This is a genomic window from Paenibacillus sp. 1011MAR3C5, from assembly GCF_003591485.1.
In the GTDB taxonomy this organism is placed as follows: domain Bacteria; phylum Bacillota; class Bacilli; order Paenibacillales; family Paenibacillaceae; genus Pristimantibacillus.
Genome location: NZ_QZCF01000003.1, coordinates 901,648 through 912,147, shown reverse-complemented (window position 1 = coordinate 912,147; position 10,500 = coordinate 901,648). Strand labels below are relative to the sequence as shown.

Annotated in this window: 9 protein-coding genes and 1 rRNA gene; 4 read left to right on the top strand and 6 right to left on the bottom strand. The window is 50.2% G+C overall.

Annotated features, from left to right (window positions below; genetic code table 11):
- A 16S ribosomal RNA gene (locus D3P07_RS13815) occupies positions 1 to 327 on the bottom strand; the annotation flags it as partial.
- A 538-nt stretch (positions 328 to 865) separates the two neighbouring features.
- On the opposite strand from D3P07_RS13815, the gene glsA reads away from it, so the two are divergent.
- The gene (glsA, locus tag D3P07_RS13810; RefSeq protein ID WP_119800833.1) at positions 866 to 1,786 is read left to right on the top strand and encodes a glutaminase A; all 921 of its coding nucleotides are present in this window, start codon (positions 866 to 868) and stop codon (positions 1,784 to 1,786) included.
- Here glsA and D3P07_RS13805 read toward each other — a convergent pair.
- The 5 genes from D3P07_RS13805 to D3P07_RS13785 form a co-directional block, all read right to left on the bottom strand.
- Positions 1,692 to 2,609, bottom strand: a complete 918-nt coding sequence (locus tag D3P07_RS13805; protein WP_147384515.1) for an S-layer homology domain-containing protein — start codon at positions 2,607 to 2,609, stop codon at positions 1,692 to 1,694. The genes glsA and D3P07_RS13805 overlap by 95 nt on opposite strands.
- Before the next feature lie 87 nt (positions 2,610 to 2,696).
- Positions 2,697 to 2,906 (bottom strand): hypothetical protein, encoded by a 210-nt coding sequence (locus tag D3P07_RS13800; protein WP_119800775.1) that lies wholly within the window; start codon positions 2,904 to 2,906, stop codon positions 2,697 to 2,699.
- A gap of 35 nt (positions 2,907 to 2,941) precedes the next feature.
- The gene (locus tag D3P07_RS13795) at positions 2,942 to 3,427 is read right to left on the bottom strand and encodes a YkvA family protein (RefSeq protein ID WP_119800774.1); all 486 of its coding nucleotides are present in this window, start codon (positions 3,425 to 3,427) and stop codon (positions 2,942 to 2,944) included.
- Positions 3,428 to 3,508: 81 nt separating this feature from the next.
- On the bottom strand, positions 3,509 to 5,341 hold the full coding sequence (locus tag D3P07_RS13790; RefSeq protein ID WP_119800773.1) for an ABC transporter ATP-binding protein: 1,833 nt from the start codon (positions 5,339 to 5,341) through the stop codon (positions 3,509 to 3,511).
- The gene (locus D3P07_RS13785; RefSeq protein WP_119800772.1) at positions 5,334 to 7,061 is read right to left on the bottom strand and encodes an ABC transporter ATP-binding protein; all 1,728 of its coding nucleotides are present in this window, start codon (positions 7,059 to 7,061) and stop codon (positions 5,334 to 5,336) included. The genes D3P07_RS13790 and D3P07_RS13785 overlap by 8 nt, the downstream gene beginning before the upstream one ends.
- A 259-nt stretch (positions 7,062 to 7,320) precedes the next feature.
- Here D3P07_RS13785 and D3P07_RS13780 point away from each other — a divergent pair, with 259 nt between their 5' ends.
- The 3 genes from D3P07_RS13780 to D3P07_RS13770 all read left to right on the top strand — a co-directional run bounded on the left by D3P07_RS13780 (position 7,321) and on the right by D3P07_RS13770 (position 10,420).
- Positions 7,321 to 8,226, top strand: coding sequence for a GGDEF domain-containing protein (locus D3P07_RS13780; RefSeq protein ID WP_119800771.1), 906 nt, complete (start codon positions 7,321 to 7,323; stop codon positions 8,224 to 8,226).
- Between the two features lie 112 nt (positions 8,227 to 8,338).
- Positions 8,339 to 9,790, top strand: a complete 1,452-nt coding sequence (locus D3P07_RS13775; protein WP_119800770.1) for a SpoVR family protein — start codon at positions 8,339 to 8,341, stop codon at positions 9,788 to 9,790.
- A gap of 117 nt (positions 9,791 to 9,907) precedes the next feature.
- Positions 9,908 to 10,420: a WGxxGxxG-CTERM domain-containing protein gene (locus D3P07_RS13770; RefSeq protein ID WP_119800769.1), complete on the top strand. Its 513-nt coding sequence runs from the start codon at positions 9,908 to 9,910 to the stop codon at positions 10,418 to 10,420.
- Positions 10,421 to 10,500: the final 80 nt, after the last annotated feature.

The following is a 10,500-nucleotide window of genomic DNA, read 5'->3' as shown; positions in this document are numbered from 1 at the left end:
CCAGTGTGGCCGATCACCCTCTCAGGTCGGCTACGCATCGTCGCCTTGGTGAGCCATTACCTCACCAACTAGCTAATGCGCCGCAGGTCCATCTGTAAGTGACAGATTGCTCCGTCTTTCCCGAATCGGCCATGCGACCAATTCGCGTATCCGGTATTAGCATCCGTTTCCGAATGTTATCCCAGTCTTACAGGCAGGTTACCTACGTGTTACTCACCCGTCCGCCGCTAACCTTACGTTTCCGAAGAAACGTGAGGTCCGCTCGACTTGCATGTATTAGGCACGCCGCCAGCGTTCGTCCTGAGCCAGGATCAAACTCTCCATAAAAGTGTTTGACTTGCTCAATAACGTTTGTTGCTTTTCTATTAATTCCTTAGAATTAACAGGGCATTTTCGCTCGTTGTTCAGTTTTCAAAGATCAATTCATTTCAGTGACAACGTTTGTTATCCTATCATATATCTCGTCATCGTGCAAGCTTTTTTTTCAAAATCGTTATTCGCTTTTCGTTGACGCCCGCCGTATTTCTCGGCCGGAATTAGAATATACCATATCCCGATTCAATAGGTCAAGCACTTTTATAAAAAAACTTTACCCCCTTCTCACTTTTATGATGATATGAATCATCATTGCGGGTTCCTACTATAAGACAAAGCTCGATGCACCTCCTGTCATTCACATCGGAACAACATATATACTCTTTCTGTTCTATCGGCAGCAAGATTTGCTCCGTTTCGTAAAACATGCCGTGCCGCTCCATACAACGATGTTGTACCTGTTATCTTATATCCATTATAATTTTCTGAAAAAGCGTACTAAGGAGTGAAGTCGGTGTCACAGACACATAGCCATGAATCGGAGCTTGAAATGCTGGAGAGGCAGCTGCCTATTTGGCTGTCGTCCAGTCAAGAGCGTTGCCAGGAAGGAAAGGTCGCTTCTTACATACCTGAATTGTCCAAGGCACCGCAGGAAGCGCTGGGCATTCATATCATCAATCAGGATGGCCATTCCGTCACTGCAGGCGACTGCGGCTTATCCTTCACCATGCAGAGCATATCGAAGGTATTCACCCTGCTTCTTGCGCTAATGGACAACGGCGAAGATGTCGTGTTCGATAAAGTTGGGATGGAACCGACGGGCGACAACTTCAACTCCATGCTTAAGCTTGAGCTTGTACAGCCAGGAATCCCATTCAACCCTTTGATCAACGCGGGAGCAATTGCGATCTCTTCCTTGATTGCCGGAGGCAGCTCAGAAGAAAAGTCCGAGCGAACCCTTCAATTTTTTCGCAAGCTGGCACGGAACGACTCGCTTACCTATGATATGGCCGTCTATCGCTCGGAAGCTGAGTCGGCGGATTTGAATCGTTCGATGGCCTATTTCTTGAAAGACAATGGTGTTCTGAAGGGCAAAGTGGACGATGTGCTGGATGTCTACTTCCGCCATTGCTCCATAGGGGTCACATGCGCGGACTTGGCGCGAATGGCCCTGGTGATTGCCTATAACGGCACCGACCCCATATCGGGTGTTCATCTGGTTCCCCGCCGATATGTACAAATCGCCAAAACGTTTATGGTTACATGCGGCATGTACAACGCTTCAGGCGAATTCGCCATTGAAGTCGGCCTCCCCGCAAAGAGCGGCGTGGCCGGCGGAATTTTGACGATGGTGCCTGGCCGATATGGAATCGGCGTCATTGGCCCGTCCCTGAATCCAAAGGGCAACAGCATCGCCGGTGTCCATCTGCTTGAGACACTTTCGAAGGAAATGGACTGGAGCTTGTTTTAACAGTGTGCCAAAGAAACAACAAGGGCCGTGAGCCAGCAGATCGCACTGCTGGCTCACGGCCCTTCATAAAGCAGGACTTATATATCCTCGGTCGGATAATACGCGTATATCTTCCATTTGCCGTCCTGCATTTTTTTGAGCAAATAAATGCCGTCATTCGATATCGTTTCGATCGTCTGCCGCTGCCCTCCATAGACTGAACCGCAACAAAACGGTCCGATGAAGCAAGCATAGTGAGCGTTCTCGAACTTGCTTCTTCCATGACGATATTGACGCCTTGAGCAGCCAGCGCATTCACATCATCCGCATATTGGCGAAGCGCCGCCAAGTAATAGCCTGTAACATAGGACTCCAAAACATTCTCAAGCTGATCGTACGCTCCGTCGCCCAGCGTCTTGTATTCCGCTTTGTCCGCATCTTGAATGAAGGAGAACATCACGTCGTGCACGGTATTAAAGTGGATTTGCAAGCTTAAGGCGCGAGAAAGCATCACGACGGCTTCCGCTCTCTTCGCGTTATCGTTAGGCTTGAATTCCCGAACCTTCTTCCCATTCACGATACCGACCGTACTGGCTTGTCCGATCGGCAGTCGGGCATAATGATTGGAAACATCGGCAAATGGCATTTTACTAGCGTCTATCCGGGCCGGCATTTCAACCGTCTCTTTGAAAGCCCGTACCACCATGACGGCAATATCGGCTCTGGAGATCATTTGCTTCGGGTCAAATCGATTCTCGCTTTTGCCGGTTACAATTCCCAGAGAGCTTGCGATCCGAACAGGCTCATAATACCATACGCTCCCGGCAACATCATCAAACTTCAAGCCTTTCTGATCGCTCGTCAATCCAAGTGCGCGAACAAGCAGCGCGACGAACTCGGCGCGTGTAATAGGATGATCGGGCTTCAGTACTTACTCGCCGTGTCCGCTCTTATACCCCTTCAGCAAATCCGCATTCACAAAGTCATCCAACTCATAATAGGCCCAATGCTCTTCCATATCGACTGGAAAATACGACGCCAGCTCTCTCGACTCGGCTGCGCTCGCAACGTCATTTTTTGGGAAATAAACGAGCGGGAGAACCAATATCGCCAGATGGCAAGCCAGCGAAACTAGCGGCAAATGCAGGAATATCGACTTCCGGGATCCACCTCCGGCTATGGGCGGGTGATAACTTTGAAATCGCGGTTAATCGCAAAAAACTGTTCTGCTTTCTCCCGATGCTCGTCCGTAATTTGGCTGCTAAGCGCTTTGTAAGCAAGCAGGACAGCTGTCGCATCATCCGCGAAACCCGCAACTGGAACAAAATCCGGGATCAGATCAATTGGCAGAATCCAATAAGCTAATGCGCCAATAGCCGTTGCTTTCGCCTTCATCGGAGTCGCAGGATCAGCCGCACAATAATAGAGCGTCACGACCTCCCTTGCGAAAGGAACCTTGGATGCATAACGCTTCACTTTGCCCCAAAAGCCTTCCTGCACATACTTCTCTTGCTGGTTATAGTCTCCGATTTTACCTGCCCACTTCTGGATATCCGTCTCTTGCAATTGCTCTGACTCCGCTTGCCCGGCGGATGATGACTCCAGATTCTCATGACTTTCACGTTGCTCATGAGCCTGTCCATCATTATCTGATCGTTCCATATTATAGCCTCCTTGAAGCTTGTGTTACCCCTATATACTGCACAATATAAAAAACGTTTCATTTGCAATTCAAAACTGGACTTACGTCAGCACCACCTGTCCATTCACCAGTTTGCTGTAGAAGCCATCCCGAAGCAGCAGGTCGTCATGCGTGCCGCTCTCAGTTACCTCCCCGTCCTGCAGAACAATAATTCTGTCCGCACTCTGAATCGTATTAAGCCTGTGGGCAATGACGAAGCTGGTTCTCCCCTTCATTAGCCGGTGGAGAGCCTCCTGGATTTTAATTTCTGTGACTGTATCGATACTGCTTGTCGCTTCATCAAGTACCAGAATGGCCGGATCGGCCAGAATGGCTCGCGCTATAGCAATAAGCTGCTTCTGACCTTGGCTGATTCCGCCGCCGTCCGGCTTAAGCTTTGCCCCGTATCCGCCTCTCAGCCGCATAATAAAGGAATGAGCATTGGCCAGCTTCGCGGCTTCTTCTACTTCTTCATCTGTGGCTTCAAGCTTGCCGTAACGAATATTGTCCCGAATCGTACCCTCGAACAAGAACGGGTCTTGCAGGACAAAAGCCATGTGAGAGCGCAAGCTGTCGCGCCGAATGCCGCTTGCAGGATGCCCATCAATCCGAATCGAGCCGGCTGATGGCTCATAAAATCGGCACAGCAGGCCGATAATCGTTGATTTTCCCGCTCCAGTCGGACCTACGAATGCGACGGTTTCTCCAGGCTCCGCATCGAAGCTGACCTGTCGCAATATCGGATGTCCTTCCTGATACGCAAAAGAAACATTGCGAAATTCCACCTGTCCCTTCATCATATCCAGTTCAGCCGCCTCTTGCTCATCCGCCGCTTCTACGGATTCGTCCATAATTTGAAAGACGCGTTCGGCCCCCGCCATAGCGGATAATAGCGTATTCCACTGATTCGCCAGATCGTTCAGTGGCCTTGTGAACTGACGCGAAAACTCTGCGAATATCAATATCGTGCCTACCGTAACACCATGCCCCCCAATGACGAGAAGCGCACCTACGCCGACGATTGACGCGAAGCTTAAGTTATTTAATCCGTTCATTAGCTTCGGAATGAAACCAGAGATCGCCTGCGCCCAGAAACCCGACAAATGTATTCGTTTATTGCGCTCATTAAAATCCTCGATCACAACAGCTTCGCGGGAGAAGGCTTTAATAATCCGCTGACCGGACAATGTCTCCTCTACAAATCCGTTAAGATCGCCTATATTGCGCTGCTGTTCTTTGAACAAGCGGCTCGTACGGCTCGTAATCCATTTCATGCCGAATACCATAAGCGGAATGACCATGAAGGTAAGCAGAGTGAGCAGCGGGCTGAGCGACAGCATAACGCCTACTATGCCGACCAGCAGCAGGATACTCGATACGAGCTGGATAAAGGAGCTGTTCAACGACGAGCTGACATTTTCGATATCATTTGTGACACGGCTCATGAGCTCCCCATGCTGGCGCCTCGCGAAGAACGGAATAGGCAGCTTGTGCAGATGAGCGAACAAATCCCGGCGCATCCCGCGAACTGTCTCCTGCGCTATTCCGATCATCCATATATTTTGCAGCCACATCGACCATGCATGCAGTCCATAGACCACTGCCATACCGATTAGAAAAGGGATAAAGCCCGTATTTTGCATCTCTATAAATCTATCAATTGCCGTTCCTGCCAAATAAGGTCCAAGCAATGACAATATCGTGCTGAACACGATCATCACGAATACAGCCGCCAGCCTCATGCGATGAAATGCCAGATAGCGCCATAGCCGCTGCAGCGTTCCCGAAGCATCCTTTGCCTTAGCTGGCTTTTTACCTGTAACGCCCGCGGCTGTTTCTTCGCGCAGCGCTTTCGGAGGGGCATAACGGAACGGCTCTTTTAACGGTTCAAGCATGCGCTGCACCCGCCTTTCCGGATTGTGATTGGCAGATCTTCATATAGAGCGCGGATTCGCGCTTCATCTGCTCGTGGGTACCGCTTGCTAGAAGCCTGCCGTCGTCAAGCAGCAGAATCCGGTCCGCATTCGCAGTCGAGCTTACCTTCTGCGTCACAAGGAGCGTCGTACAGTTCATCGCCTTGAGCGCTTCCAGCAAAGCCGCCTCCGTCCGGACATCCAGCGCGCTGGTACAGTCGTCCAGCAACAGAATAGCAGGCTTCCGCACAAGAGCCCTGGCAATGGTCAGTCTTTGCTTCTGCCCGCCGGACAAATTTACGCCCATCTGGCCAATGACCGTGTCGTACTGTCTGGGAAATCGCATTATTGTCTCATGAATTTGAGCCAGCTTGGCCGCTTCCATGATCTCATCCATCGATGCGTCATCCTTGCCGACGCGGATATTGTCCGCTACAGTCCCCGAGAACAATACAATGTCTTGCGGCACATAGCCTATTGATCTGCGCAGGTTCTCCATCTTCATCCCTACATGGTCTTGCCCGTCAATGCTTACGGCGCCTTCGGCCGTATCATAGAATCGGGGTATAAGCTGAAGCAGCGTCGTCTTGCCAGAGCCCGTGGCTCCCATAATAGCCAGCGTCTCGCCAGGTGCCGCCCGGAAAGAAATACCGCTCAGGATCGGCTCCTCCGTGTCTGGATAGCGGAAGGTAACATTCTGGAACGAAATACCTCCCTTTATCCCCGATCTGGAAGGGGCCGCGTCTCCATCTGCCAGTGTGGCATTCGTCACCAGCACCTCTTCAATCCGTTCGGAAGAAGCTTTGGCCTTAGAGAAATTCACAACAATCATCGAGATTAAGGAAAAGACGCCAACCGTACGCGTCGCATAATTGACAATGGCCACAATTTCGCCGACGGTCGCACTGCCCGCTTCCAGCTGCACCCTTCCGAACCAGAGCACCGCAATAATGCCTGCGTTCATCACTAGAAGGATGATCGGCATCGTCATCTCCGTCAGCCGAAGCGCTGCGACAGTCCGGTCCATCAATTCTCCGCTGGACTTGTCGAATCTGCCCCGCTCATGCTTCATGCGCACGAAGACGCGAATCAGCCGCATGCCGATCAGGTTTTGCTGCATGATCGCATTCACCCGGTCGAGCTTCTGCTGGACGGATCGGAACAGCTTCTCGCCCCTCTTCATAACGAGATAAAGAAAGACGGTCAAGAATGGAATGGCTCCTGCAAACCATAATGCCAGCTTCCAATTGACGACAAACGCCATAATGACGCTTCCTACAATAAAGAGCGGAGCCCGCAGCATAATGCGAAGCCCCATAAATACCGTATTTTGCAATTGAATGATGTCATTGGTCAGCCTTGTAATTAAGGAAGATTCGGGAAAGCTATTATAGTTGGCAAAGGAAAAGGACTGGATCTTCTCATACAGCTTCTCCCTCAGGTCATAACCAAAGCTCTGGCTGACATGAGCGGCATAGAAGGAGCTTAATATCCCGACCCCAAACGCCACGATGGAACAGAGCAGCAGAATGCCGCCCCACAGGAAGATCACTTCCGTATCGCGCATCTGAATGCCTTCATCAATCATTTTCGCCATAATATAAGGCTGGAACAGCTCAACCAGCAGTTCAGTCAGCATAAGCGTCAGCGCAACAATCGCCGCCGCTCGGTATCGTTTCAAATAAGAAAAAACCGTTTTCATTGCCAAGCTTCCTCTCCGGCACCATCCCATGATGTCCCATTTAGTTTCCTTATACATGTATTATAAAGCCTTCCGGCCAAAAATGGCATGAATCTATCCCGTATGTCGGGTGGAGGGATACTAATTCCATATTATAGGGATAAATTCCTACTTTACTCCTAAAATGGTTGAGGACGTCCATCGTTTAGACTACTATAGTACTAGATAAGCTACTGAAATCAAGGACTATCGCCCTCACTACAAGGCAGGAGTTGAGATTATGAGCAGCCACGTCCGCTCAATCGAAGATGCAGCAGCAGGGATCATTCATACGTTGAAGCATATCTCCAAGGTCAACACGATCTGCGTGACTGCGAATGACGGAACCTTGTCCAATCGCATTATTGGCGTATATAACCGCAATGAACAGCTTGTGCCATACGGAGCGGCCATGCCGATCCTGCCGAACTCGCTGCCACATCAAACCATCGAATTCCATCACATTCCGAGCGTTATTGACGACAGTCGAATGACGGCACCTTCATGTACACCCTTTATTAGCGACTGCTCCATGGTCTCAGTCTCGATCTACAAAGCAGAATCCGCCTCATTGATCGGCTCCATCTGCTTGCTGGACAAGTCTCCGATCGAGTTGTCGGAAGCCGAGCGGGAATCGCTGCAATCCATGTCCTCGCTTCTTGGTTATATGATTGAACTGGAGAGCGCCAGCTTAACGGACAGCTTGACGGGATTGTATAACCGCAGGTACCTTACTCATCTGTGCAACAACGGATCGGACAAACTGTATACCGTCCTCTTTATCGATATCGACGATTTCAAGGAAGTGAATGACCGCTACGGACATGATACAGGCGATTTCCTGCTGCAAGAAATTGCGTCAAGACTCCGTGCAAGCGTCCGCCGTTCCGATGTGCTGATTCGCTATGGCGGCGATGAGTTTCTGATCTGCTTCCAGCATCTCGCATGTGATGGCGATCTATCCATTATCGCAGACAAAATCAAGCTCTCGCTCAAGCAGCCATACTTAATAGGCGGCCAACTCGTCTACATCTATGCCAGTGTCGGCATGAGCTCCAAGCAAGGCGGCGGCTCGACGCTGCGCGAACTCATCACCGATGCCGATCATTCCATGTACGATATGAAAAACAGCGACAAAAACGACTAACCCATGCTTGCTCGTGCAAGCGAATTATTGTCCATCGTCCTCATAACCGCCCCTCTCGGTTCATACATATGGTATGAACCGTGTTTTATACACCCACCTGGAGGGATGAGAGATGAATCAGGATGAGATTCGCGAGCTGGAGCGAGCCATCGATGAGATAACGGAAATCGCGCAAGGCTTCGGCCTGGATTTCTACCAGATGCGATACGAGATCTGCCCTGCGGACATCATTTATACGTTCGGCGCGTACGGCATGCCTACCCGCTTCAGTCATTGGAGCTTTGGGAAAACGTTCAATAAGATGAAGATGCAATATGATTTTGGGCTTAGCAAAATTTACGAGCTCGTTATCAACTCCAACCCTTGCTATGCTTTTTTGCTGGAAGGCAATTCCCTCATTCAGAACAAACTGATTGTCGCTCACGTCCTGGCTCACTGCGACTTCTTCAAGAACAATGCCCGTTTTGGCGTTTCGAACCGCAACATGGTGGAGAGCATGTCGGCCACAGCCGACCGGATACACCAATATGAGCTGCAATACGGCTCTGAGGCTGTTGAGAAGTTTATCGACGCCATCCTCGCTATTCAAGAGCATGTAGACCCCACCTTAATTAAACCCTATCAGCTGGACAAGAAACGATACATCGAAATGAGTCAGAAAGAGCAAGCGCGGAACGCCGGACAATCCCAGCCAGGCGCTTACGAGGATTTGTGGAATCTGGATACGGAAGCTGTCGCGGCGGCCAAGTCCAGAGCTGAGGAGATTGCAGCTGAAGCTAAGCGCTTCCCGCCTAAGCCGGAGAAGGACCTGATATGGTTTATTGAAGAATATTCGACGATACTGGAGGATTGGCAGCGGGATATCTTAACGATGCTCCGCGACGAGATGCTGTACTTCTGGCCGCAGATCGAGACCAAAATAATGAATGAAGGCTGGGCTTCCTATTGGCATCAGCGAATTATCCGCGAAATGGATTTGACCAGCGAAGAAACAATTGAGTTCGCCAAGCTGAATTCATCGGTTGTTGTGCCTTCACGGCATAGCTTGAATCCTTATTACTTGGGACTTAAAATCTTCGAGGACATCGAACGCCGCTGGGACAAACCGACAAAGGAAGAACAGGCGCGGTTCGGGCGAGTGCCAGGCAAAGGGCGCGAGAAAATATTCGAGGTGAGGGAATTCGATTCCGATATTTCCTTCCTGCGCAATTATTTAACCAAAGAGCTGGTCGACGATTTGGATCTGTATATCTTCGAGAAGAAAGGGCCCGAGTGGAAAATTACCGATAAGTCATGGGAGAACATTCGGGATCAACTCGTATACTCTAAGGTGAACGGAGGATTCCCCAGCTTGTTTGTAAAGGATGGCGACTTCAACCGCGTAGGAGAATTATATCTGACACATCATTATGAAGGAACAGAGCTTGACTTAAAGTATGTAGAACGGACGCTGCCTTACGTCGTTCAGCTCTGGGGAAAAAATGTACATCTAGAAACAATCGTCGAGGATAAGAAATTAGTATTTAGCTGTGACGGGAAAAAGACGAGCAGAAAGTTCATCTAAGGCGTATCCCCGTTACTTACCATCCCTGATCTAGCCAAAGGCTTGCATATGAAAGTCCATTACGGACGATCATAAGCCGGAAAGCTAATTCATCATAGAAAGGGATGTTCACAGCTAATGAAAAAAGCAGGATTATTCGCCATTATGTTCGCATGCTTCACCATGATCTTCACCGTTCCTCCCGCCGACGCTAACCGCGCCAGCATGGTCGAACAGAACGGTACGATGTCGGTAGCCCCCACACCTACAGCTTACCCGAATGGCAACACCGTGACGAATAACCTGAACCGTGCCACTACCAATGTAGGGAATAACGTAAACCGCGCCATGAATGGCATGGAAAATGGCATGAACCGTGCAATGACTGGGGTAGAAAACGGCGTAAACCGTACCGTCACAGGTGTGGAGAATGGTGTAAACCGTGCACTTGGCGTTCGTGACAACAATGCCTACAACACTAACAACACCAACAACACTTACAATCGCAATAACGCGAACATGAATCGCAATAACTACAGAGCGACGGCGAACACAACCACTGCCAACCGTGGCTTTAGCTGGGGTTGGCTCGGCCTGCTCGGTCTGCTCGGACTTGCGGGCATGAGAAGCCGCGACCGCGACCGCGCTTAATCCCTCTGTCACAAGCAGAAGCCTTCAAGAAATCGCGATCTCGCGAGGCCTTGAAGGCTTCTCTACTCCTAACCGGCTAA

Excerpts from the sequence above, each read along its gene's own strand:
- D3P07_RS13770 (WP_119800769.1), top strand. The coding sequence starts at position 9,908 with ATGAAAAAAGCAGGATTATTCGCCATTATGTTCGCATGCTTCACCATG.
- D3P07_RS13775 (WP_119800770.1), top strand. The coding sequence starts at position 8,339 with ATGAATCAGGATGAGATTCGCGAGCTGGAGCGAGCCATCGATGAGATA.
- D3P07_RS13795 (WP_119800774.1), bottom strand. The coding sequence starts at position 3,427 with ATGGAACGATCAGATAATGATGGACAGGCTCATGAGCAACGTGAAAGT.
- D3P07_RS13790 (WP_119800773.1), bottom strand. The coding sequence starts at position 5,341 with ATGCTTGAACCGTTAAAAGAGCCGTTCCGTTATGCCCCTCCGAAAGCG.
- glsA (WP_119800833.1), top strand. The coding sequence starts at position 866 with ATGCTGGAGAGGCAGCTGCCTATTTGGCTGTCGTCCAGTCAAGAGCGT.
- D3P07_RS13785 (WP_119800772.1), bottom strand. The coding sequence starts at position 7,061 with ATGAAAACGGTTTTTTCTTATTTGAAACGATACCGAGCGGCGGCGATT.
- D3P07_RS13780 (WP_119800771.1), top strand. The coding sequence starts at position 7,321 with ATGAGCAGCCACGTCCGCTCAATCGAAGATGCAGCAGCAGGGATCATT.